The 23,807-nt window shown below is 53.8% G+C and carries 20 protein-coding genes; 3 read left to right on the top strand and 17 right to left on the bottom strand.

The annotated features are described in order from the left end of the window. Positions 1 to 46 precede the first annotated feature (46 nt). Genes zapD through AB1N33_RS03670 form a run of 3 tightly spaced genes read left to right on the top strand, consistent with a single transcriptional unit; the run spans position 47 to position 1,909 of the window. Positions 47 to 799 (top strand): cell division protein ZapD, encoded by a 753-nt coding sequence (zapD, locus tag AB1N33_RS03680; protein ID WP_411270185.1) that lies wholly within the window; start codon positions 47 to 49, stop codon positions 797 to 799. Positions 800 to 817: 18 nt separating this feature from the next. Next, a complete protein-coding gene (gene yacG, locus AB1N33_RS03675) occupies positions 818 to 1,036 on the top strand; it encodes a DNA gyrase inhibitor YacG (RefSeq protein ID WP_411270184.1) in 219 nt (72 codons plus the stop codon). Between the two features lie 9 nt (positions 1,037 to 1,045). Then, on the top strand, positions 1,046 to 1,909 hold the full coding sequence (locus AB1N33_RS03670; protein WP_411270183.1) for an aspartoacylase: 864 nt from the start codon (positions 1,046 to 1,048) through the stop codon (positions 1,907 to 1,909). A gap of 31 nt (positions 1,910 to 1,940) precedes the next feature. On the opposite strand, the gene AB1N33_RS03665 is transcribed toward AB1N33_RS03670, so the two are convergent. The 17 genes from AB1N33_RS03665 to AB1N33_RS03585 form a co-directional block, all read right to left on the bottom strand. Next, a complete protein-coding gene (locus AB1N33_RS03665) occupies positions 1,941 to 3,101 on the bottom strand; it encodes an iron-containing alcohol dehydrogenase (RefSeq protein WP_411270182.1) in 1,161 nt (386 codons plus the stop codon). A gap of 201 nt (positions 3,102 to 3,302) precedes the next feature. After that, complete coding sequence (gene mutT / locus AB1N33_RS03660; RefSeq protein ID WP_411270181.1) at positions 3,303 to 3,689, bottom strand: 8-oxo-dGTP diphosphatase MutT; 387 nt, start codon at positions 3,687 to 3,689, stop codon at positions 3,303 to 3,305. Next, complete coding sequence (gene secA, locus AB1N33_RS03655) at positions 3,689 to 6,397, bottom strand: preprotein translocase subunit SecA (RefSeq protein WP_411270180.1); 2,709 nt, start codon at positions 6,395 to 6,397, stop codon at positions 3,689 to 3,691. The genes mutT and secA overlap by 1 nt, the downstream gene beginning before the upstream one ends. Before the next feature lie 182 nt (positions 6,398 to 6,579). Continuing rightward, positions 6,580 to 7,458: a M23 family metallopeptidase gene (locus tag AB1N33_RS03650; protein ID WP_411270179.1), complete on the bottom strand. Its 879-nt coding sequence runs from the start codon at positions 7,456 to 7,458 to the stop codon at positions 6,580 to 6,582. Between the two features lie 163 nt (positions 7,459 to 7,621). Beyond that, positions 7,622 to 8,533 carry a UDP-3-O-acyl-N-acetylglucosamine deacetylase gene (gene lpxC / locus AB1N33_RS03645; protein WP_411270178.1) on the bottom strand — a complete coding sequence of 304 codons (912 nt, stop codon included), beginning with the start codon at positions 8,531 to 8,533 and terminating at the stop codon, positions 7,622 to 7,624. A gap of 177 nt (positions 8,534 to 8,710) precedes the next feature. Continuing rightward, positions 8,711 to 9,904 carry a cell division protein FtsZ gene (gene ftsZ / locus AB1N33_RS03640; RefSeq protein WP_411270177.1) on the bottom strand — a complete coding sequence of 398 codons (1,194 nt, stop codon included), beginning with the start codon at positions 9,902 to 9,904 and terminating at the stop codon, positions 8,711 to 8,713. Between the two features lie 105 nt (positions 9,905 to 10,009). Further along, complete coding sequence (ftsA, locus tag AB1N33_RS03635; RefSeq protein ID WP_411270176.1) at positions 10,010 to 11,239, bottom strand: cell division protein FtsA; 1,230 nt, start codon at positions 11,237 to 11,239, stop codon at positions 10,010 to 10,012. Positions 11,240 to 11,245: 6 nt separating this feature from the next. Next, positions 11,246 to 11,986 (bottom strand): cell division protein FtsQ/DivIB, encoded by a 741-nt coding sequence (locus tag AB1N33_RS03630; RefSeq protein ID WP_411270175.1) that lies wholly within the window; start codon positions 11,984 to 11,986, stop codon positions 11,246 to 11,248. After that, positions 11,983 to 12,933 (bottom strand): D-alanine--D-alanine ligase, encoded by a 951-nt coding sequence (locus AB1N33_RS03625; protein WP_411270227.1) that lies wholly within the window; start codon positions 12,931 to 12,933, stop codon positions 11,983 to 11,985. Before AB1N33_RS03625 ends, AB1N33_RS03630 begins: the two co-directional genes overlap by 4 nt. Beyond that, positions 12,933 to 14,381, bottom strand: a complete 1,449-nt coding sequence (gene murC / locus AB1N33_RS03620) for a UDP-N-acetylmuramate--L-alanine ligase (RefSeq protein ID WP_411270174.1) — start codon at positions 14,379 to 14,381, stop codon at positions 12,933 to 12,935. Before murC ends, AB1N33_RS03625 begins: the two co-directional genes overlap by 1 nt. Further along, positions 14,381 to 15,454: an undecaprenyldiphospho-muramoylpentapeptide beta-N-acetylglucosaminyltransferase gene (murG, locus tag AB1N33_RS03615; RefSeq protein WP_411270173.1), complete on the bottom strand. Its 1,074-nt coding sequence runs from the start codon at positions 15,452 to 15,454 to the stop codon at positions 14,381 to 14,383. Before murG ends, murC begins: the two co-directional genes overlap by 1 nt. Next, entirely contained in the window at positions 15,447 to 16,727 is a 1,281-nt protein-coding gene (gene ftsW / locus AB1N33_RS03610; RefSeq protein ID WP_411270172.1) for a cell division protein FtsW, read from the bottom strand. Before ftsW ends, murG begins: the two co-directional genes overlap by 8 nt. Then, positions 16,724 to 18,034 carry a UDP-N-acetylmuramoyl-L-alanine--D-glutamate ligase gene (gene murD / locus AB1N33_RS03605; RefSeq protein WP_411270171.1) on the bottom strand — a complete coding sequence of 437 codons (1,311 nt, stop codon included), beginning with the start codon at positions 18,032 to 18,034 and terminating at the stop codon, positions 16,724 to 16,726. The genes ftsW and murD overlap by 4 nt, the downstream gene beginning before the upstream one ends. Further along, on the bottom strand, positions 18,034 to 19,116 hold the full coding sequence (mraY, locus tag AB1N33_RS03600; protein WP_411270170.1) for a phospho-N-acetylmuramoyl-pentapeptide-transferase: 1,083 nt from the start codon (positions 19,114 to 19,116) through the stop codon (positions 18,034 to 18,036). The genes murD and mraY overlap by 1 nt, the downstream gene beginning before the upstream one ends. Next, positions 19,110 to 20,516 carry a UDP-N-acetylmuramoyl-tripeptide--D-alanyl-D-alanine ligase gene (locus AB1N33_RS03595; RefSeq protein WP_411270169.1) on the bottom strand — a complete coding sequence of 469 codons (1,407 nt, stop codon included), beginning with the start codon at positions 20,514 to 20,516 and terminating at the stop codon, positions 19,110 to 19,112. Before AB1N33_RS03595 ends, mraY begins: the two co-directional genes overlap by 7 nt. Continuing rightward, on the bottom strand, positions 20,513 to 22,042 hold the full coding sequence (locus tag AB1N33_RS03590) for a UDP-N-acetylmuramoyl-L-alanyl-D-glutamate--2,6-diaminopimelate ligase (protein ID WP_411270168.1): 1,530 nt from the start codon (positions 22,040 to 22,042) through the stop codon (positions 20,513 to 20,515). Before AB1N33_RS03590 ends, AB1N33_RS03595 begins: the two co-directional genes overlap by 4 nt. Then, on the bottom strand, positions 22,032 to 23,807 hold the full coding sequence (locus AB1N33_RS03585; RefSeq protein WP_411270226.1) for a penicillin-binding transpeptidase domain-containing protein: 1,776 nt from the start codon (positions 23,805 to 23,807) through the stop codon (positions 22,032 to 22,034). Before AB1N33_RS03585 ends, AB1N33_RS03590 begins: the two co-directional genes overlap by 11 nt.

Raw genomic sequence — 23,807 nt, 5'->3', positions numbered from 1 at the left:
GTAATATACGTTGTAGTGCTGCAATTAAACTCTATCAGGCAAAGGCATGACTGACGCTGTATTAGAATTTCCGTTGAAAGAAAAGGTTCGTAATTACCTGCGCGTTGAGCAGTTGCTCGGGCTGGTAAAAGCTGCCGCGAAGGCACAGGAACCCCAATTTCAATTTATTTTCTTTGAACAGCTCTTTGTGTTGCTGGACCTGGTTGAACGTCTCGATTTACGCACCGACATGCTGAAAGACCTGGACGTACATGAAAAAAGTCTGGTCTACTGGTCGCAACACCCGAAAATTGACAGTGAGGCCCTGGAACAGACGCTCAAACGCCTCATTTCGTTACGTGAAAGGCTGAAAAATGCCAGCCGGTTCGGCTCTGCCCTGAAAGAAGACAAGTTACTCAGCAGCATTCGTCAGCGCTTTTCTATTCCAGGCGGCGCTTGTTCATTCGACCTCCCCAACCTCCACTACTGGCAACATCAGCCCGCACCGGTGAAACAGGCGGACTGTGCTCGCTGGCTGGACACGCTGTCGCTGCTGGATGATGCCGTTGCGCTCAGCCTGTCTTTTCTGCGCGAACGCGGTACGTTCACCGAACAGGTGGCACAAAACGGTTTTTATCAGGGTGCGGCTGAAGATAAAAATGAGCTGATCCGCGTCAGGTATGCCTGCGATCAGGGTTATTATCCTACGCTGAGCGGAAATAAGTACCGTTATGCCCTGCGGTTTATGTATTATGCCCCCGAACCTTCTCAACCCTCAGCGGTTGAACAGGCAGTAAATTTCAAACTGGCTATTTGCTGAATTACAGGAGGCATTACGTTGAAAGTCACCTGCCCAATTTGTGTTAAAGAGGTCGAGTGGTCTGAAAAAAGCCCCTATCGTCCCTTTTGCTCTAAGCAGTGTCAGCTTATTGATCTGGGCGAATGGGCCTCAGAAGATCGAAAAATAGACGACAAAAGCAGCCCCGCTGACCTTCCCGACGAGGCCGCCATAGAAGCCATGCTTCAGGAACAGGAAGCCGACTTTTTTAAACATTAGGAACACAGCATGATATCGTCCGTAGCGATTGTCGGCGGAACCCACGGCAATGAAACCAGTGGTATTCAGTTAATTCAGAACTGGCAGCGCTCAGGCGCCCCCGATTTGCCCGGCGCTAAGGTGTCGCTGGTAACCGGTAATCCCGCAGCGGTGAGTGCCAACGTCCGGTTTATTGAGGAAGACCTTAACCGTCAGTTTACCGTCGACCGGCTTACCAGCGCCGGCGCGTCCTTAGAAGCGACACGTGCCCGCGAAATAAATGACATGCTTGGGCCCAAAGGAAACAGCAACACCGGCCTGGTCATTGATATTCACAATACCACCAGCAATATGGGCGCCACGCTGATTATTCTGGCGATGGACGACTTTAATGTTCAGCTTGCCCGCTACGTTAAACTGCATATGCCGGACGCTAATATCCTGCTGGAAGATGACAAGCCGTATCATGACCACGCCTATCTGTGCACTACCGGTCAGCGCGGTGTGATGGTGGAAGTCGGCGCACAGCCTCAGGGCGTATTGCGTGAAGATGTGTTCAATGAAGCCCAGGCGATGGTCATGCATATTCTGGATTACTGCCGGGCGGTCAACAATAACGAGCTGCTTGTGCTTCCACCGTGTGAAGCCTTCCGGCTGGGCGAAAACATTCACTACCCGCTCAATGACAATGGCGAGCGTACTGCCATGATTCATCACCACCTGCAGGATCAGGACTTTGTTCCCCTACTGCCCGGTCAACCGGTATTCCGGACCTTTGACGGGCGGGATATTGTCTGGTGGGAGGAGCAGGAAACCTATCCGCACTTCATTAATGAAGCGGCGTATCACAAACTTCACGTGGCCTTTGCTACCGCATCACTGATTACGCTCTGACCGGCGTCAGTGCGCCGGACAGGGCTTAGCTTCAGGCGTAGACCTGCTGGTATAACGCTGCCATTGCAGCCGTATCTGGCACTGTCGGATTATTCAGTGGCGAGCCTGATGCCAGTGCCTGTTCAGCCATGGTTGGGATCAGCGAGCGATACTGGTGCTCATCGATACCAAATTCAGACATTAACGGGACACTCAGTGTCGCGTTCAGTGAGGTGAGTAAGTTGAGCAGTTCCTCATGACAGTAATCAATATCCGCAATATTGCTTACCAGCCCCATGATTTGCGCACACTCGGCATAGCGCACTGGCGCACCAGTGAGTGAATAGCGGGTGACGGCGGGTAACAGCATGGCATTACTCATGCCGTGTGGAACATGGAAGTGCACCCCCAGCGGCCGGCTCATGCCATGAACCAGACACACTGATGCGTTAGAAAACGCCATACCGGCCAGGCAGGACCCCAGCATCAAGGCCTCTTTGGCTTCCCGGTTATCTGGCTGTTCACACGCGGTAATCAGGTTAGGCGCGATAAGACGCATCGCTGCGATCGCCTGCTGATCAGAAAACGCATTGGCTTTTCGACTGACGTAGGCCTCTATGGCATGTGTCAGCGCATCGATACCAGTGTCGGCTGCGACCCTGAACGGTACGCTTAAGGTCAGTTCATAGTCCACAATGGCAGCACTGGGGATAAGTCCGGGCCCCATGCACAGCATTTTCTCGGCCGATGCAGAGTCACTGATTATTGTCACACGGGTACATTCTGATCCGGTACCGGCGGTCGTAGGAATGGCAATAACGGGCATGCTTTTTTGCGTCACCACATGCGGCACCTTGTAGTCACGCATGTGCCCTCCGTGTGTGGCAAGCAGCGCAATCGCCTTAGCACTGTCAATGGCACTACCGCCCCCCAGTGCGACCAGACAGTCAAACTGTCCATCCCGGGCTTGTGTCACTGCGGCAGTAATCGACGTGTCGTCAGGTTCCGGCATGACATCGTCAAATATCTCGTACCTTACCCCCTCTGCATCAAGCACGTCGGTAATACGCGCCGTCACACCTATCTTCACCATAGTCTTATCGGTAATGATCAGCGCTCGCTGACAGCCCAGCCTTGCCATGACCTGCGGCAGCTGACCACAGGCGCCACCACCAATTTGCATGATCCCGGGAAGAATAATTTCGGATGACATAAACCCCTTGCCTCTGCGTGTCTTTGTTACCACTACAGCATAACGCAACGGCGTTCTATTAACATTTTAATTACAAATAGTCATTTATAGCCCAAGGAAAGGCAGCGTCACCCGGTGATAAAACAGAGTATGTACTAAAAAAGACTAAAGAAGCATACGGTTGACAGGAGCCCCTGACAGGAAGGAAGACCTTGCATGAACTCAGCGTTCACGCAAGGCGTCAATGATTGTCTTGTTGGCGTCTGGAAAGTCTGCATAATCCAGCGCATTGATATCAACCCAGCGCGTGGCCTGGCCCTCTTTGCCGACAGGCTCGCCCTCAAACGCGGTGACGGTATAAACATCCAGCAGAACATGTTTATCCGGGTAATGATGGTCAATGGTAGTAAGTGGCTGGCAGGCCGTTACCCGAATTCCAATTTCTTCACGTAACTCACGCCCCAGGGCGTCAGCAACGGTTTCGCCCTGGTCAACCTTACCACCGGGAAACTCCCACTTACCGCCCTGATGCTGATGGGCAGCGCGCAGGCACACGAAGGTTTGTGTGCCCCGCAAAACGACGCCCACGGCGACATGTACCTGCTTCATCAGGTCAGCTTACCGTGACACTGCTTGTATTTTTTTCCTGAACCGCAAGGACAGGGATCGTTGCGGCCAACCTTAGGCCCGTCTCGGACCTCGGTGCGCGGTCTGGCTCGCGCGGTATCCGGCTCTTGCGATGTACTCTCGTGCTGATAATTTTTTGGTACATCATCGGCCTGACGACGCTGCTGCTCGACTCTCTCAACATCTTCTTCTGCGCGCACTTTCACGCGAGACAAAATGGTGATGACTTCCAGCTTCAGCGCTTCCAGCATTTCCGAGAACAGTTCAAAAGACTCGCGCTTGTATTCCTGCTTCGGATTCTTCTGGGCGTAGCCACGCAGGTGAATGCCCTGACGCAGATGATCCATCGCTGCCAGGTGTTCTTTCCAGTGGCTGTCCAGGTTCTGCAGCATGACCGCTTTTTCAAACTGACGCAGCACATCGGCACCCACTACGTCCTCTTTCTGTTTATACGCCGACACGACTTCTTCCAGTACGCGTTCACGCAGTTTCTCTTCGTACAATTTGTCATCGTTGTCGAGCCACTGCTGAATCGGCAGGTCTACCGCAAAGTCCGCTTTAAGACGGGTTTCGAGACCACTGACATCCCACATTTCTTCAAGAGACTGCGGCGGAATATATTCATCAACCACCCCATTGATCACGTCTTCACGGATTGCAGCAATGGTTTCACTGATGTCACCTTCATCAAGCAGCTCGTTGCGCTGCTCGTAAATCACCTTACGCTGGTCGTTAGCGACGTCATCGTATTCAAGCAGCTGCTTACGAATATCGAAGTTACGTCCTTCCACCTTACGCTGGGCATTTTCGATGGCACGGGTTACCCACGGGTGCTCAATGGCCTCGCCCCGCTCCATGCCAAGACGCTTCATCATATTGCCCATCTTTTCTGAGGCGAAGATACGCATCAGGGCATCATCCAGTGACAGATAGAAACGGCTTGAGCCGGGATCACCCTGTCGGCCCGAACGACCGCGCAACTGGTTGTCGATGCGGCGGGATTCGTGACGCTCGGTACCGATGATATGCAGACCACCGGCTTCCAGTACCTGGTCGTGACGGGCCTTCCACTCGGTCTTGATCTTATCAATCTGCTCCTGGGTTGGGTTTTCAAGCTGCTCTACTTCAGCCTGCCAGTTACCCCCAAGGACAATATCCGTACCCCGTCCTGCCATGTTGGTCGCAATAGTCACCGCACCAGGCTTACCCGCCTGAGCAACAATATCAGCTTCCTGCGCGTGGAATTTCGCATTCAGCACCTTATGCGGGATTTTTTCTTTTTTCAGGATGCGTGACAGCAACTCAGAGTTCTCGATGGAAATGGTGCCGACCAGGGTAGGCTGCCCGCGTTTCACACAGTCGCGGATATCTTCGACAATCGCTTCGTATTTCTCTTCTGCCGTCAGGTATATCAGGTCGGCCATGTCCTTACGCACCATCGGACGGTTTGTTGGGATCACCACCGTTTCCAGACCGTAAATGTGCTGGAATTCGAACGCTTCGGTATCCGCCGTACCGGTCATCCCGGCCAGTTTATTGTAAATACGGAAATAATTCTGGAATGTGATAGAGGCCAGCGTCTGGTTTTCGTTCTGAATTTTTACGCCTTCTTTCGCTTCTACCGCCTGGTGTAAGCCCTCAGACCAGCGACGGCCTTCCATCGTGCGGCCGGTATGCTCGTCGACAATCACAATCTGGTCATCTTTTACGATGTAATCCACATCTTTGGTAAACAGCTTGTGTGCGCGCAGTGCGGCATTGATATGGTGCAACAGAGAAATATTGCCGGCAGCAAACAACGACTCACCTTCAGGCAGCAACCCAATACGCAGGAGAATTTCCTCCACGTGCAGTTGCCCTTTCTCGGTCAGATGAACCTGTTTGGATTTAAGGTCAACCGTAAAGTCGCCATCACCCTCTTTGCCTTCCTCGTCTTCTTTATCCTGCTGAACCAGTTCAGGAATAATGGTGTTGATACGACGATACAGCTCTGAGCTGTCTTCAGCGGCACCAGAAATGATCAACGGGGTTCTGGCTTCGTCAATCAGAATCGAGTCGACCTCATCGACAACCGCAAAGTTCAGCGGACGCTGCACCCGGTCGTTAGGGCTGAACGCCATGTTGTCACGCAGGTAATCAAAGCCAAATTCGTTATTGGTACCGTAGGTAACATCACACTGATAGGCAGCGCGTTTCATCTCTTGCGGCATTCCGGGCACGTTACAGCCCACGGTCATGCCAAGGTATTCAAATAATTTGCGGCTCCAGTCGGCGTCACGTTTGGCTAGGTAGTCGTTGACAGTAACCACATGGACACCTTTGCCTGAGAGCGCATTCAGATACGTCGGCAATGTTGCGGTCAGTGTTTTACCTTCACCTGTCCGCATTTCAGCAATTTTACCCTGATGCAGCACCTGACCACCGAGCATCTGGACATCGAAATGACGCATTCCGTATACACGCTTACTGGCTTCGCGCACCACGGCAAAGGCTTCAACAAGCAGGTCATCCAGCGTTTCGCCCTTCTCCAGTCGTTCACGGAACTCACTGGTTTTCGCCTTCAGGGCGTCGTCGCTCAACCCTTCGAACTCGGCTTCCAGCGCATTAATCGCGTTCACGCTTTTTTGTAATTGTTTTATCAGGCGGTCGTTTCTGCTGCCGAAAACTTTTCTCAGGATGCTTCCAAACATTGGCTCAACTATTCCACTACTTGTCAGGACACTCTTATAAAAAAGCGTCAGATTAATGATAACGGTCAGTATTTGTTGTTCACGATGTCTTTGTAAGACCCGGTCCTAACGATACTTAATTCTATTGTCACGGGCCTGTTGGCGCCGCTGTACTGGAGGTGACCTGTGGCTGCTACCCGGGTTTACCGCTGGTAAACATAAGGCAGAGGATCGACTTGTTGTCCGTTTCTGATTACTTCGTAATGCACATGGGCTCCGGTTGAACGACCCGTATTCCCCATTGAGGCAATGACCTGCCCACGGGTAACTACATCGCCCACCTTCACATTGAGCGTCTGGTTATGACCATAGCGTGTCACCAGACCATCTCCATGCTCAATTTCAATAAGCTGACCATAACCATAGCGCTCGCCAGCCCAGGTCACGATGCCTGCTGCTGTCGCGAGCACGTCAGCACCGGCTTCACCGGCAAAGTCGAGCCCTTTGTGCATAGCCTGCTCACCTGTAAACGGGTCAGCACGCATTCCGTAATAAGAAGACAACCAGCCAGAATCCACAGGACGTCCCGATAACTGACTTTCAGCGTTAATATGGTGACCCCGCACCAAAGATTCAAGCATAGAGAGTTGTCGGGCTTTTACATCCAGCGATTGCTGCAGCACATCAATGCGCGCCAGCAGCGGTTCATCATCGGCGATGTCCGTCGATATGTCCGGTACGAAAGCATCCAGTTCTGCTGCTGTCATACCTAATTCTTCTGCGAGTCGTTTCCCCTGATTGTCGAGTTGCTTTACCGTTGCAGACATCGCTGCGACGCGGGCCATCAGGGTATGTAATTTTGTTGCCGTCTCAGCGCGCACGACATCCACTTCGTTCTTTGCATTATTCGTGTGGGACTGTGCAAGACGGATCCTTGCCAGATCTTCTGACACCGACTCCGTTGAACGGCTGGAAACTAACATAAACAACGAAGACAGCACCGTCAGGCTCACCAGTGTTCTCACACTGAAGCTGCGCTGATAGCTTTTCTGTCTTGAAGAAAATGTTACGGTCAGTTTCATAAAATTACTAGATATCTCGCCAACCCTCAGTGTACCCCTGATTGCGGTCAGGAACAAACGGGAAAATGGGATTTACGCGGCGGATTGGTTATATGCGTATCGACCTGTGTACAAATTTGGTCATTCATAACAAAAAAGCCGTCATATCTGACGGCTTTTGCAATTATGCCATGGCTGGCTGGACGTACTGTATCGGCGCTTTGTCCTGCGAGTCGTAAGTAACAAACTCCCAGCAGTCTTTTTGCGCAAGTACGGCGTTTAACAACTTATTGTTCAGACCGTGTCCGGTCTTAAAGGCTCGCAGTTCACCGATGATGCTGTATCCACCAAGATACAGGTCACCAACCGCGTCGAGGATCTTGTGCTTAAGAAACTCATCATCGTAACGCAGGCCTTCAGGGTTAAGAATGCGGTAATCGTCAAGCGCAACGGCATTCTCCATACTGCCACCCAACGCCAGGTTGTTGGCATTCATGTATTCAAGATCACGCATAAAACCAAAGGTACGCGCACGGCTGACTTCGTTGACATACGAGCAGGAGTCAAAGTCCATGACCATATGCTGACGGGTCTGACTGATTACCGGATGGTCAAAGTCGATCCTAAAATCTACCCGGAATCCATCGTAAGGGCGGAGCTCTGCCCATTTGTCACCGTCTTCTACACGTACTGGTTTCTTAATTCGAATGAATCGCTTAGGCGCATTGAGCTCTTCAATGCCGGCAGACTGCAACAGAAAAACGAATGGACTGGCGCTGCCGTCCATGATCGGCAGTTCATTACTGTCCACCTCAACGATGATGTTATCAATACCCAGACCGGCCAACGCGGAGGCTAGGTGTTCAACCGTATGGATAGTTACGCCATCGTCGTTATTTAAACACGTACACAGCATAGTGTTCCCAACCGCGTTAGCACGCGAGGGAATATCGACATGGGGTGTCAGGTCAACACGCCGGAATACGATACCCGTATTCGCAGGCGCAGGCCGGAGAGTCATTGTGACCTTTTCCCCTTTGTGTAAACCAATGCCAGTTTCCTGAACCGGATGCTTTATCGTACGTTGTTTAATCATTTCTGTGCTTTTATTACCTGTTCAAAAAGCGGTCGCGAATTATAGTGAGTTATCACTTACTTGTCAAAAAAGTGTCATAACTGCGACAGGTTAACGCGCATTTGGTTCCATTTATACGCAAATTAACCCTATCGGACTGTAATTCACTTTCAACAGTCTTCGCGTTTTCGTTACCGCTTAATCAGCCTGTTTGCGCAAAAATGCCGGAATATCCAGATACTCCAGATCGTCCGGGTGAGCTTCATCTTCTGCTTTCAACGCCTGGTTACCGTCGGTAGACCCAACGCTGCTGCGCGATTCAGCGCTCACACTCTGACCATATTCACGAGGCGCTGCGTCACGACTACCGTACTCGCGTGCCGTCGCAGACAACCGTGAACCTTCTGTGCTGACTAAAGATATATCAGGTTTTCTTTCTGCACCGATACCCGTGGCAACCACTGTGACACGAATTTCGTCGGTCATTTCCATATCGATGACCGTACCGACAACGACGGTCGCATTCTCAGACGCAAACGCTTTAACCGCGTTACCGACTGTTTCGAATTCGTCAATCGCGAAATCAGGTCCGGCAGTAATGTTGACCAGGATGCCACGCGCACCAGACAGATCGATATCTTCCAGCAGCGGGCTTGCGATGGCTGCTTCGGCCGCTTCTTCGGCACGATCCGGACCGGTTGCTGAACCGCTGCCCATCATCGCTTTACCCATTTCTGACATGACCGTGCGCACGTCAGCAAAGTCGACGTTAATCAGACCAGGACGGGTGATCAGCTCGGCAATACCCTGCACGGCGCCACGAAGCACATCATTAGCGGCGCTGAAGGCCTGCAGCAACGGCGTACCCGGCCCCATGACTTTGAGTAACTTTTCGTTAGGGATGGTAATCAGTGAGTCGACATTATTTGCCAGCTCAACAATACCCTGCTCAGCGAAGGTTGTGCGCTTTTTACCCTCGAACGGGAAAGGTTTGGTCACTACCGCAACGGTCAGAATACCCATTTCACGGGCAATCTTAGCAACCTCTGGTGCCGCGCCGGTACCGGTGCCACCACCCATACCAGCAGTAATGAATACCATGTCGGCACCTTCCAGTGACTGACGGATGGTTTCACGATCTTCCTGTGCTGCCTCGCGACCAATATTTGGATCAGCGCCTGCGCCTAACCCTTTGGTTACGCTGCTGCCAATCTGCAGTGTGACATCGGCACTTGAACTACGCAGTACCTGTGCATCAGTGTTGACTGCAATGAATTCAACGCCTTCAATGCTGTGAGACACCATGTGCTCAACGGCATTGCCGCCGCCGCCACCGACACCGATGACTTTGATTACGGCTTCTTCGCCGTGACTATCCATTAATTCAAACATACTTACTCTCCGGTTGTACGTCTTCAACACTAAGCCAGGCCATACACTGCTGGTCACCTTATTCCCTGTTAACCACTATGTCCGGGCCTTAGCGCCCCCTAATAATTAAAATTCACCTTTGAACCAGCTTTGCACGCGCTGAAACAGGCTCTCGCCGCTACGCTGCTTACTGATTTTCTTATTCTCTGACTGCATCTTACCGTAGTGCAAAAGCCCTACAGCGGTTGCAAATCCAGCATCGTCGACGTATTCGGACAAGCCTTTTACGCCGATCGGTTTGCCCACGCGCACGGGCATCTGGAATAACTCTTCTGCAAACTCTACCGCACCTTCCATCTTGGCAGTTCCACCCGTTAATACAAGGCCTGCGGCGATTTGTTCTTCTAATCCACTGGCACGAATTTCGTCGTGCACCAGTTCAAACAGTTCCTGGTAGCGCGGTTCGATAACCTCCGCCAGTGTATGGCGTGACATTACACGGGCCGGACGCCCACCCACGCTGGGTACCTCAATACTTTCTTCCATGCTAACCATGTCTTTTAGTGCACAGGCATAGTTAACTTTAATTTCTTCCGCGTTGCTGATTGGCGTTCTGAAAATCTTGGCAATATCACTGGTTATCTGGTTGCCAGCAACAGGGATCACTGCAGTGTGACGTATTGCGCCGTCCGTGTAAATCACGATATCAATGGTTCCGCCACCAATATCCACAACACAGACACCTAATTCGCGTTCATCGTCGGTCAGTACCGCATAACTGGATGCCAGCGCAGAGAAAATCAGCTGGTCAGCATGCAATTCACAGCGCTCGACACACTTCACCAGATTTTTCGCCATATCGTCCGCGCAGGTAATAATGTGTGCGTCAGCTTCCATCCGCACGCCCGACATACCAATCGGGTTTTTAATACCTTCCTGCACATCAATAGTGAACTCCTGAGGCAGCACGTGCAGCAGGCGACGTTCAGCGGCAATTGGCACACTGCGGGCCGCATGAATAACGTTGTCGACATCTTCCTGCGTCACTTCCTGATTGTTGATCGGCACCATACCATTTTCATTCTGGCATTTAACATGACGCCCGGAAATCGACATAAATACCGACGACACCCGACAATCCGCCATCAGTTCCATTTCATTGACGGCACGCTGCACCGACTTCACGACCAGGTTAAGGTCGTTGACGCCGCCTTTATCCATGCCTTTTGCGGCATGTGTGCCCACGCCGACGATACTGATTGAATCATCATCCAGCAATTCGCCAACAACCGCTTTCACCTGGCTGGTGCCAATATCCAGTCCGACGATAAGGTTGCGTTCCGCAGGTTTAGACATGCTCTGTTAACTCTCTTTATTGTTATTGTCTTCGCTCTCAGCCTGCCAGCCTACAGCGAGTCCTGTGTCATACCGAAGATCCACGTAGCGCACGGACTTCGGTTGTCTGGCCAGCAACGGATAAATGTCAATAAACCGCTGCAGCCTGTCGATAAATTCTTTACGCCCCAGGTTCAGCTCAATGCCATTGCTCAGCTGAACCTGCCAGGCGAAACGTTCACTCAGTGACAATTCCGCAATGGGCATACCGATGGTTGCCAGTAACGACTGCATCGCATTGTAGCCCTGCAACGCCGTCTTCTCACTGCCGCCAGGGCCATACAGCCTGGGCAGTGCACGGTCGCTGACCGTGGCATCAAATGATTCACCGTACGGGTTTAACAGTAAGTCGTCATTCCAGTGGGCAACCGGCTGTTGCTCAACCAAATAAATTTTCAGTGTATTTGGCCACTGCTTTCTCACCGATGCCCGGTAAATCCAGGGCTGGGCTTCCATCAGTTTGTGCACGTCATTGACGTCCAGCGAGAAGAAGCTGCCAGGCTGCGACTCGCGTATCAGACGCTCAAGCCGGGTGACATCCACTTCCTGATAATCACCCGAGAAGTCAACAACCTGCACCGGCATCTGCTGTTCGTCCTGCAGCCATGCCCTGACTTTCACAATACCGACAATCAGTCCAATCAGGACGAGGGCTAAAAACACCACGCCAATCCATAATTGTTTTTGTTTGTCGGTCAGGTGAATCACTCGTATTCCCTGTCTTCGAAACTGGTCGCCAGAATAGCCAGCGCCAGTTCATCAAAACCGATCCCCGCGACACTCGCCGCTTTCGGCACCAGGCTTTTCTCTGTCATGCCCGGCACGGTGTTCGCCTCAAGCAGGTAAAACTGTCCCTGCCTGTCCTGCATCACATCAATACGGCCCCAGCCACTACCCGCTACCGCTCCGAAGGCTTTAACGCATAGCGCAGCCAGCGTGGATTCCTGTTCTGCATCAAGCCCACTGGGGCAAAAATACTGGGTCGTGTTGTCCTGGTACTTGGCAGAGTAATCATAAAACTGATGGGGAGTAGACATGCGAATAGACGGCAAAGCACGGCCCTGCAGTACAGATACCGTGTATTCCGGGCCGTCTATATACTGCTCAAGGAGGACCTGATTATCATAATTAAAGGCGTCCTCAATGGCAGTGACGAGTTGTTCAGCGCTTGTTACTCTGGCCATACCGATGCTCGAGCCTTCGCGCGCCGGTTTTACCATGACCTCATTCCCCAATTCCTGCATTATAGCGCCGCATGATCCAGCTTCAAAGTCACTTTTATCAGCGATTTTATATTTTGCTGACGGCAGACCTAAGCTGTGCCAGATTTGCTTGGTTCTGATCTTGTCCATGGCCAGCGCAGAGCCGAGTACACCGCTACCGGTGTAGGGTATTCCCAGTTGCTGAAGCGTACCCTGCATGACGCCATCTTCACCACCGCGCCCATGCAGCATAATCAGCACCCGGTCGGTGCCCTTGTCCAGCAGATCAGTAATGCGGTGTTCCGCGGGGTCAAAGGCGAATGCATCCACGCCCTGTCGCAACAGCGCCTGCAGTACGGCATTACCCGACTTCAGTGATACTGCTCGCTCTGCCGAGCTGCCGCCGAACATCACTGCCACGCGGCCGAACGCATCTGGCGAATTCATTTTCATCACGCATCACTCCTGCGCTTCAATGCCTCTGGCTCCATACCGGCCGCTGCCAGTACTTTAGCCACCTGACCAATATTGCCGGCGCCCTGGGTCATCACAATATCACCGGCTTCGATGATATTTGCCAGAATGCCCGGCAGCGCGTCCGGTCCACCGGCATAAATAGGTTCCAGCTCACCCCGCTGACGGATTGAGCGACACAGCGCTTTACTGTCGACCCCATCAATGGGCGGTTCGCTGGCCGGGTAGATATCCAGCAATAACAGCACATCCACTTTTGAAAGGACATCTACAAAATCTTCATACAGGTCACGCGTTCGCGTGTACCGGTGTGGCTGATACACCATGACAATGCGGTTTTCCGGCCAGTTGGCGCGTGCGGCGGCAATGGTGGCTGCCACTTCGGTAGGGTGATGCCCGTAATCATCAACCAGCACAACCTGACCGACACTGGTGTTAAAGTCGCCGAGCATTTCAAACCGGCGTCCGATGCCACCAAACCCGGCCAGCGCGGCAACAATTGCGTCATCGTCAATGCCTTCATCCGTAGCCACACTGATTGCCGCCAGCGCGTTGAGCACATTATGTCGCCCGGTCAGATTCAGCGTCACGTCCAGCGGCGCATGATCAGGCCGGTGAACGGTAAACGACGCTTTTCCGAATGACAGGGTGACATTATCCGCCCACACGTCGTTATCAGGGTTAAAGCCATAGGTGATCACGTTACGCCCGATACGCGGACGGATAGACTGAATATTTTCATCATCGCCGCACACAATTGCTGTGCCGTAAAACGGCAGGTTATGCAAAAAATCGACGAACGTGTCTTTGACCCTGGAAAAATCACCGCCATAGGTATCCATGTGATCCGCTTCAATGTTGGTCACAATAGACACCATCGGCTGAAGGTGCAGAAACGAGGCATCGCTTTCGTCTGCTTCTGCAATCAGATACCGGCTTTTTCCAAGCCGTGCATTGGTCCCGGCGCTGTTCAGCAAGCCGCCAATGACAAACGTGGGATCGTACTCTGCCTGGGCGAATATGGTCGCCAGCAGACTGGTCGTGGTTGTCTTACCGTGGGTACCTGCAACCGCAATACCGTGACGGAAGCGCATCAGCTCCGCAAGCATCTCGGCGCGGCGAATAATCGGAATACGGGAATTCCGGGCAGCCTGAATTTCCGGGTTGGTTTCGTCAATCGCACTGGAGACGACCACCACGTCAGCGTCACTCACATTCTCAGCCCGGTGGCCTATAGTGATTGTCGCGCCGCGCTCACGCAGGCGTCCCGTCATACTGCTTTCCTGAATATCTGAACCTGAAATGCGATACCCTTCGTTCAGCAGGACTTCGGCGATGCCGCCCATGCCGGCACCACCAATACCAATAAAAAAGATATGTTTTACTTTCCGCATCTGCGGACTTTCAAACGGGGTTTTCAATACCATCAGTCCCCTGCTCCTGTCAGCGCTTCGCACTGATTTACTACATGTTCTGTCGCGTGCTCCTGCATCGCGTCTTTCGCTAAGCGCCCCATTTTCGCACAGGCTTGCGGGTCCTGCAGCCATTGCCTGATGGCCTGGCCCAGATTTTCATTAAGCACCGGCTGTGCAATCAGCAAAGCGGCTTGCTTATTCACCAGCGACATCGCATTTTTGGTCTGATGATCATCCACCGCATGCGGCAGCGGGACAAAAATGGCAGCCCGGCCGGCCGCCGCCACCTCAGCAACGGTCAGCGCCCCGGCGCGACAAACCACGAAATCTGCCCACGCGTACGCCGCCGCCATATTGTCGATAAATTCATCCACATGAACGTCGAAGCGTGCGCCGGCATACGCCGCACGGACCGCCTCAAGGTTGCCCTTGCCACACTGATGGCGCACTTCAAGGCCTTCCATCTGACTGCATACGCCAGGCACTATCTCGTTGAGCGGACGCGCGCCAAGACTGCCACCCACCACCAGCATTTTCAGCGGTTTTTCACACTGCGCTTTAGGGGAAAGTTGCATGACCGCGTTGCGTACCGGATTGCCAACCACCTCGACCTTCGGATTCGTCTCTCCAAACTGGGCTTTGGCATCAGCAAATCCCAGCAAAATACGACGTGCAAATTTTGCCAGCAACCGGTTGGTCAGTCCGGCAACCGCGTTTTGTTCATGGATGATAAGCGGAATACCGGCCAGCCAGGCCGCCACACCGCCCGGGCCACTGGCATAGCCGCCCATACCTATCACCACATCCGGCCTGATCTCTTTGACCAGTCGGCGTGCCGCAATCAGGCTCTTTAACAGGCCAAAGACACCTTTCAGCCGGGCCATCCCACTTTTGCCGCGCAGTCCCGAGACCGGAATAAAGTGAATCGGATAGCCAGCGTCCGGCACCACGTGCGCCTCCATCCGGTCTGCGGTGCCCAGCCAGTCGATGTGCCAGCCTTTTGCCCTGAGCGCATCGGCTACGGCGAGCCCCGGAAAAACGTGCCCGCCAGTACCACCAGCCATAATCAGACAGCGTTTAGTCATCGCTGGCCTCCCTGGCAACATCATCAAGCAGTTTGTTTACTGACGCTTTTGCCTGTGCATCGTCACCGGCTTTTGGCCTTGCCAGCCTGCGACGGGATGACTGCTTCATCGCCTGCATACCATCAACCCGCAATTCAAAATCAATACGCAATAGCAGTCCGACGGCCACGGCCATCACAATCAGGCTGGAGCCTCCGTAGCTGACCAGCGGCAGTGTCAGCCCTTTGGTTGGCAGGATCCCCGCGCTGGCACCAATATTAACGGCCGTCTGAAATGAGAACCAGATGCCAATGCTGTAGGCCAGATACCCGTCGAACGGGCGTCCGTTCACCAGCGCTTTGTTGCCAATACCCAGTGCACGAATGACCATCCACAGGATCAGTACCAGTACTGTACTGACACCAACAAACCCGAGTTCTTCTGCCAGAATTGCCATCACGAAGTCCGTATGCGCCTCAGGCAAAAACTCAAGCTTCTGCAGACTGTTCCCCAGCCCCTGACCAAACCAGTTACCGCGACCATACGCCATCAGTGATTGTGTCAGCTGGTAGCCTGAACCGAAGGGATCTGCCCATGGATCAAGAAACGATGTTACCCGTTTTAAGCGGTATTCTTCGAACACAATCAGCGCGACCACGGCAAGCAGCCCGACGAAAACCAGTGCAAAGAACTGCCACAATCGGGCGCCTGCCAGAAACAGCAGGCCAATTGTGGTAGCAAACATGACCACCACCGTCCCCAGATCCGGCTGTAAAAGCAGCAGCATGGCCAGCACAAAGAACACGACCAGCGGTTTAATAAAGCCTTTCAGGTTCTCGGTCACCTCTTCATAACGGCGCACCAGATACCCGGCCAGATAGGCAAAAAAGAAAAGCTTTGCCGGCTCTGCGGCCTGAACCGTAATCGGCCCCAGCACCAGCCAGCGGGTACTCCCGTTAACAGTCCGGCCAATCAGCAGCACTGCCACCAGCAGGCCTATCGCCGCCAGCAGCAAATACGGGTTGGATACCCGCCAGAAATTCATTGGCAACTGCACCACCACCATAGCGGCAATAGTGGCACCAATCAGATAAATGCCGTGGCGAATGGCGAAATAAAACGGGTTGTCAAACAGCCGATCTGCGACGGGCATAGAGGCAGACGTCACGATGACCAGCCCAATACTCATGAGCGCGACTGACAGCAGAATAAGAGACTTATCATAGTGCCCGTTATCACGGCTTTCACCATGACGCAGCGCGAACAGGGCGGAGAGGGTCTGATTTGCACTCATGCGGCCATGACCTCCTCGATAGCGTCAGCAAATACCCGCGCACGGTGTGCATAGTTATCAAACATGTCAAGACTGGCGCAGGCCGGAGACAGCAACACGATGTCATTCTCCCGGGCAGCCTCTACCGCCAGCGTAACCGCCTGTTTCATTGACGCCACCCCGACGGCTTTATCGGTCATTGCGAGAAACTGGCCGGCGTCTTTACCCATCGCGAATACCGCACTGACGTGCCGGTCGATGGCCGCTTTCAGTACGCTTAAATCGGCGCCTTTCGCATCGCCGCCGGCAATCAGAATAATCCGGCCGGTTGCCGTGGACGACAAGCCTTCGATGGCAGCGAGGGTTGCACCTGCATTGGTGGCTTTGGAGTCATCAATAAAAATCACCCCCCGGTGGCGGGCAATTTCAACACACCGGTGCGGCGCAGGCATAAACGTACTCACGGCATCCGCCGCAGCCTGAACCGACACGCCCAGTTCAACGGCCAGGGCAATCGCCGCCTGCACATTCAGCACATTATGCCCGCCCTTAAGCGGGATACGTTCCAGGCGTAACAGTGGGTGACCGTCGAGCGTAATCGCATTGTCTGCAACACCATAGCCCGCACTGACCTCATCAAGCCCGATACTGATCTGCCTCAGTCCTGAATAGTACGGTCGGGTTTCTGCCTGCCCGCGCCAGACGATAGCCACACTGGCATGATCATAAATGCGCTGTTTTGCCGCTATATAGGCCTCCATCGACCCATGACGGTCGAGATGGTCATCACTGATATTAAGAATTGTGGCGGCCTGAAGTCTGAGCGAGGACGTCATCTCAAGCTGAAAGCTCGATAGCTCGAGGACAACCGCATCCAGTGGCATCGAAAGCGTATCGAGTACCGGCAGGCCAACGTTACCGGCTTCGGTCACGCGCAAACCGGCCTGCCTGAGAATATGCGTGGTCAGTAGCGTAACCGTGGTTTTACCGTTAGAGCCGGTGATCCCGACGGCCGGTACCGACAAATACCGGGCAAACAGTTCTACATCGCCAATTACCTCGCAGCCTTTGCGTCCTGCCTGCGCCAGTACAGGGTGCTGTGGCGATATGCCCGGGCTGACCACAATCAGCGCAACGTCATCAAAGTAGTCTGCGGGCACACTGCCACGCGCCACATCGACCCGCGTGTCGGCGGGTACCGTCAGATTGTCACGGCTATCCCAGACCTTCACGAGTGCCTGTTTCGTTTCAAGGAAGCGAACGCAGGCCTGCCCGGTCAGACCGAGCCCTGCAACAACCACCTTTTTGTCGCGCAGTGTGTCATTCATTAACGTAACTTCAGTGTCGCCAGTCCTATCAGCACCAGGATGATAGAAATAATCCAGAACCGCACAATAACCCGGGGTTCAGGCCAGCCTTTTAATTCGTAATGGTGATGAATCGGTGCCATCCGGAAGATCCGCTGGCCACGCAGTTTGTATGACCCAACCTGCAGGATGACTGACAACGTTTCCATCACGAACACGCCACCCATAATAATCAGCACCAGTTCCTGACGAACCAGTACCGCCAACACGCCCAGCGTACCGCCCAGTGCCAGTGAGCCGACATCGCCCATAAAGACCTGTGCCGGGTAGGTGTTAAACCACAGAAAGCCCAGCCCCGCGCCAACAATGGCGGTACACACCACAACCAGTTCACTGGTCAGCGGTATATGGGGAATATTCAGGTATTCGGCAAAGTTTACGTTGCCGGTAACATAAGCAAAAATCGCAAACGCGCCCGCCACCAGAATGGTCGGCACAATCGCCAGACCATCCAGCCCGTCGGTCAGGTTAACGGCATTACTGGTGCCTACAATGGCGAAGTAGGTAATAACCAAAAACAAACCGCCAAGCTGTGGCATCACTTCCTTGAAGAAGGGTACCAGGAGCGATGTTTCCTGCGGCAGGGTGGCCGAACTGTAAAGGTACAGAGCCACCACAATGGCGATGGCCGATTGCCAGAAATACTTCCAGCGGGCTATCAGCCCTTTGGCATCTTTGCGGATCACTTTGCGGTAATCATCCACAAAACCAATGATGCCGTAGCCTGTTACAATGCTCAGTGTTACCCACACGTAGCGGTTCGTCAGGTCTGCCCACAACAACACACTGATGACAATGGCGGCAAGAATAAGCAGTCCGCCCATGGTCGGCGTGCCCGCTTTGGACAAATGGCTTTGCGGACCGTCATCTCTGACCGTCTGACCAATCTGCATGGTCTGTAACCAGCGGATCATTTTCGGACCAATCACGATGGCAATGACCAGCGCGGTCAGCGTACTTAAAATGGCCCGCAGCGTAAGATAAGAAAATACGTTAAACCCGGCATCAAACTGGGTCAGCCACTCGGAAAGCCAGATCAGCATGCGATTCGCTCCCGACGCCGTTCAAGCTTTCCCAGCGCAGAGGCCTCGATTGCCTCTACCACACGCTCCATTCTGGAGCTGCGGGAACCTTTAATGAGAATAGAAATATCACGCTGTTCACTCAATAGTCTGTCCTGCAGCGCATCCATAAGGCTGTCGATGTCACTAAAATGCGCCCCGTTATGCTGGTATACCGAGCTGGCTGACTGGCTCAGCACGCCCAGTGTAAAGAGCATATCGATGCCCTTCGCCTGTGCATATTTGCCGACCTGTTCGTGATAATAGCGGGACTTTTCGCCCAGCTCTTTCATGTCACCAAGCACCAGTACCTTGATACCCGAGAGGCTCGCCAGCGTGTCGATCGCCGCGTTGACTGACGCGACATTGGCGTTGTAGGTGTCATCCAGCAGCGTCACCTGAGAGCTTAAACGTTTCACGTTCAGTCGCCCTGATACCTGTTGCATCGCCATCAGACCATCACGCACATCTTCCAGTGTCGCGCCGACCTGCATGGTCAGTGCCGCTGCCACCAGCGCATTCCCGACGTTGTGAGCACCAGGAATAGACAAGTGAATATTCACTTCTCCTTCAGGACACAGCAACTGGAACGACGCACAGCCATTTAAATCCAGGGTAATGTCTTCGGCACGAAAGTCAGCATCGGCGTTTTTCTGTTCGGGTGAGAACGTCAGGGTATTCTGATAACGCAGTTTGCCCTGCCAGAATTGAGTAAACTGACTGTCCGCGTTGACAATCGCAGTGCCGTGCTCTCCCAGTCCTTTAAATATCTCGCTTTTGGCACGAGCCACGCCCAGCAGACTGCCAAACCCTTCAAGATGTGACGCCGCCGCATTCACAATGGTCGCCACATCTGGCTTAACCAATTCAGTGGTATAGGCTATCTCACCTAAGTGGTTGGCACCCAGTTCCATCACCGCGAACTCATGGTCCGGCTCAAGACGAAGCAGGGTCAGCGGCACACCGATATCATTATTGAAGTTACCGGCTGTTGCCAGCACCTTGCCACGGCGGGCAAGGATCGCGGCGCACATTTCTTTCACCGTGGTTTTACCGCTGCTGCCGGTTATCGCGACGGTCTTCGGTGCAACAACACGTTTTACTGCCGCCCCCAGTGCCCCAAGCGCCTGTTTGGTATCGTCGACATAAATCACTGGCAGCGACGTGTCCACCTGTTTGCTGGCGATCACCGCGCTGGCACCGGCTTCCTGAGCAACCTTCACAAACTCATGACCATCAAAATTTGGCCCCTGCAGCGCCAGGTAAACGGCGCCCTTGGTCAGGGTTCGCGTGTCAGTGCTGACCGCGTCCACAGTCGCATCCTCTCCGGTCAGGCGACCGCCGGTTTGCTCGGCGATCCATGTCAGAGTTGTTTTGATCATTCGCTGTGCTCCCCTTGCAAACGCGCTACGACGGCGCGCTCATTATAATTTGTTGTTGTATTTCCAATAATCTGATACGCCTCGTGGCCCTTGCCTGCCAGCACAATCAGGTCATCCGGTGCGGCATGCGACAGGCAATACCGAATTGCTTTTTCTCTGTCCGGCTCAATGACCGCGTCGTCAGGCTTAGCCAGACCGGCGAGAATATCCCGGGCAATAGCCTCAGGTGCCTCTGAGCGGCTGTTATCCGTGGTGATCACAATGTGATCGGCGTCTTTTTCTGCGGCTTTGCCCATTAGCGGACGCTTGCCTTTATCCCGGTCACCACCGCAGCCAAACACGCACCAGACCTGCGCCGTGGTATGCGCTCTGGCCGCTTCCAGTACTTTATGCAGTGCATCTGGCGTATGCGCATAATCCACAATGACATTGGCGTGACGGGCAAACGGGAAGACTTCCATGCGACCGGCCACCGGCCTTAGCTGACCGACAGCCGCAATGACATCATTGAAGCGCTCTCCCTGTGCCAGCAGCGTTGCGATGGCGCTCAATACATTGCGAACGTTAAACGGACCAAGCAAAGCCAATGCCACCCGGGCTTCTCCCCAGCTTGATATTAATGAAAACTCACACCCTGCCTGATGATATGTGACGTTTGTGGCGAAACAGTGGCGATCTGCGGGCTTCTCAGAGGCATCTCCGACAACGCCGGTCCAGACAATATCCACATGAGAGGGCGTATGCGCGGCCCAGTTCTGGCTCTCCGGATCGTCGCCATTTAGCACCACTGTCGATAATCCAGGCTGTGCCAGCAGGCGGCGCTTGGCCTCCGCATATGCTTCCATGGTGCCGTGATAATCGAGGTGGTCGCGGGTAAGGTTGGTAAACACCGCAACATCGGTTTTCACCTGTGCCAGCCTGCCCTGCACCAGGGCATGCGAACTCGCTTCAAAGGCGACATGGGCGACATCCTGCTGGGCAAAATCAGCCAGCAGATATTGCATACGAATAGCATCGGGCGTTGTCATGGAGGCGGGCGTCGGCTGCCATTGTGTATCGGCCTCTTCATAGATTCCACTGCCCAGCGTGCCAATCGCGGCACTACGTGTACCCAGGGCATGTTTGAGTTGCGAGATCAGCTGAACAACCGAGGTTTTTCCGTTGGTACCGGTCACCGCCACCGACATCATTTTCTGGGCCGGATAATCATAAAACGCAGCGGCCAGCGACGACAGCATGGCTGGCAAATCATGCAGCCAGATGATCACCGTGCTGCCGCGCATCTCGAGTTCACCATGACGCGCCGCGTCATCGGCCTGTGCCATGATAATTCTGGCGCCAAGACTGATGGCCTGGGGGATGAAATCACGGCCGTCACGTTCGTGCCCTTTAATGGCCAGAAACGCCAGCTTGGTATTTACTTCACGGCTGTCCAGCGTCAGTCCTTCAATACGAATATCCGGCGCATCCACACCGAATTTTGCCAGCAGCGCGCGCGTGCTCTGAATAAAGGCACTAACTACCACTGTTACCTCCTTTCAGCCACAGGGTTGACGTGACCTGTTTATCATCCGGGGCGATGTTCATCATCTGCAGAGCGCCGCCCATGATTGCCGAGAACACCGGTGCAGCGGTGTCGCCGGCATGGTACAAATCACCGCCCGGCTCATTAATCAGCACCACGGTAACCAGTTGCGGATCAGACACCGGCGCAACGCCGGCAAAAATATTCACGTACTCCTCACCGTAGCCGCCCGCCACCGCCTTGCGGCTGGTACCGGTTTTACCGGCCACACGGTAACCGGCAATGGCAGCCTTAACCGCCGTGCCGTCGGGCTGCGTAACACTTTCCATCATCTGCACGACCGCACGGGCATTTGCCTCACTGACAACGCGCTCTTCCCCTGACTGCCAGCCGGTTGTTTTGGGGTTTTTAATGATGGTCAGCGGGCGTTTAACACCGCCGTTCGCCAAGGTGGCGTACATGCGAGCCAGTTGCGCGGTGGTGACCGAAATACCGTACCCGAACGACAGGGTTGCCAGTTCAAACTCAGACCAGCGGCTGCGCTCGTGGAAGATACCCGCGCTCTCGCCCGGCATATTGGAGCCAGTGTCTGACATCAGCCCCATGTTGTAATAGGTATCGAGCAAAAACTGCTTGGGGACCGACAGCGCCAGTTTCGATGTCCCCATGTTACTGGAGTGCTGAATGATTTCTTCGAGCGTCAGTTCGCCGTAATTACGGAAATCTTTTACCAGACTGCCTCCCAGACGCATCCAGCCCGGATTGGTATCAATCACTTCCCCCACCTTAACGTTGCCGAATTCCAGGGCAGTCAGCACAGCCAGCGGTTTCAGAGACGAACCTGGCTCGAAGGCATCGGTGATCACACGGTTACGCATCCGGTGCGGCGACGCGTCACTGCGATCGTTCGGATTGAAGGAGGGTGCATTCACCATGGCCAGCACCTCACCGGTATGCACGTCCACCACGATGGCCGAGGCCGAGCTGGCTTTGTAATACAGCATGGCCTCTTTGATTTCTTTGTAAGCCAGTGCCTGAATACGCTGATCAATGGTCAGTGTCAGATTGCCGGCTTCTTCTCCCGAGGTAGTTTCCAGAATTTCAACCTGACGTCCTTTGGCATCACGACGAATTTTTCTGGACCCGGGCGTCCCTGTCAGCCAGTCGTTGTACATGCGCTCAAGCCCTTCGATCCCCTTATCATCCACATCGGTGATACCAATCAGCTGAGCAGCCACTTCGCCGGTCGGATAATAACGGCGGCTTTCGCGGCGCAGGTAAATACCGGGAATATCCAGCTCGTCAACATACTGGGCCATTGCCGGGGACACCTGGCGCTGCAGATAGACAAAGCGGCGTTTCGGGTTACTGACCTTTTCGCGCAGTTCATTGACGTCCTGACCCAGCACGTCAGCCAGCGCCTGCCAGCGCCGGGTCTCTGCAAAACCGTCATTGTCATGGATGACTTTTGGATCGGCATAAATGGCGCGGACCGGCACACTTACCGCCAGCTCTACCCCGTTTCGGTCGGTAATCAGGCCACGATACGCTGGCATGTTGCGGGTACGCAGCGTACGGCTGTCGCCCTGTTCAATCAGATCATCCGGCTCGATAACCTGAATATACGCGGCACGAAATGCGAGCACGGCAAATACCAGCATGACCACGGCCAGTACTACCACAAAGCGCCACTGCACCAGGCTGGGCGTGACATTCTGGCGTGCCCCTGAGCGGCCACGACGTGGTTTGTTCTGCTTCATGGTCAT

The organism is Alteromonas nitratireducens, from assembly GCF_040812025.1.
GTDB lineage: Bacteria > Pseudomonadota > Gammaproteobacteria > Enterobacterales > Alteromonadaceae > Alteromonas > Alteromonas nitratireducens.
This window is presented reverse-complemented; position numbering and strand designations above follow the sequence as displayed.

Coding starts and splice junctions, on each gene's coding strand:
- zapD (WP_411270185.1), top strand. CDS start 47: ATGACTGACGCTGTATTAGAATTTCCGTTGAAAGAAAAGGTTCGTAAT.
- AB1N33_RS03670 (WP_411270183.1), top strand. CDS start 1,046: ATGATATCGTCCGTAGCGATTGTCGGCGGAACCCACGGCAATGAAACC.
- AB1N33_RS03665 (WP_411270182.1), bottom strand. CDS start 3,101: ATGTCATCCGAAATTATTCTTCCCGGGATCATGCAAATTGGTGGTGGC.
- mutT (WP_411270181.1), bottom strand. CDS start 3,689: ATGAAGCAGGTACATGTCGCCGTGGGCGTCGTTTTGCGGGGCACACAA.
- secA (WP_411270180.1), bottom strand. CDS start 6,397: ATGTTTGGAAGCATCCTGAGAAAAGTTTTCGGCAGCAGAAACGACCGC.
- AB1N33_RS03650 (WP_411270179.1), bottom strand. CDS start 7,458: ATGAAACTGACCGTAACATTTTCTTCAAGACAGAAAAGCTATCAGCGC.
- lpxC (WP_411270178.1), bottom strand. CDS start 8,533: ATGATTAAACAACGTACGATAAAGCATCCGGTTCAGGAAACTGGCATT.
- ftsZ (WP_411270177.1), bottom strand. CDS start 9,904: ATGTTTGAATTAATGGATAGTCACGGCGAAGAAGCCGTAATCAAAGTC.
- ftsA (WP_411270176.1), bottom strand. CDS start 11,239: ATGTCTAAACCTGCGGAACGCAACCTTATCGTCGGACTGGATATTGGC.
- AB1N33_RS03625 (WP_411270227.1), bottom strand. CDS start 12,933: ATGAAAATGAATTCGCCAGATGCGTTCGGCCGCGTGGCAGTGATGTTC.
- murC (WP_411270174.1), bottom strand. CDS start 14,381: ATGGTATTGAAAACCCCGTTTGAAAGTCCGCAGATGCGGAAAGTAAAA.
- murG (WP_411270173.1), bottom strand. CDS start 15,454: ATGACTAAACGCTGTCTGATTATGGCTGGTGGTACTGGCGGGCACGTT.
- ftsW (WP_411270172.1), bottom strand. CDS start 16,727: ATGAGTGCAAATCAGACCCTCTCCGCCCTGTTCGCGCTGCGTCATGGT.
- murD (WP_411270171.1), bottom strand. CDS start 18,034: ATGAATGACACACTGCGCGACAAAAAGGTGGTTGTTGCAGGGCTCGGT.
- mraY (WP_411270170.1), bottom strand. CDS start 19,116: ATGCTGATCTGGCTTTCCGAGTGGCTGACCCAGTTTGATGCCGGGTTT.
- AB1N33_RS03595 (WP_411270169.1), bottom strand. CDS start 20,516: ATGATCAAAACAACTCTGACATGGATCGCCGAGCAAACCGGCGGTCGC.
- AB1N33_RS03585 (WP_411270226.1), bottom strand. CDS start 23,807: ATGACCATGAAGCAGAACAAACCACGTCGTGGCCGCTCAGGGGCACGC.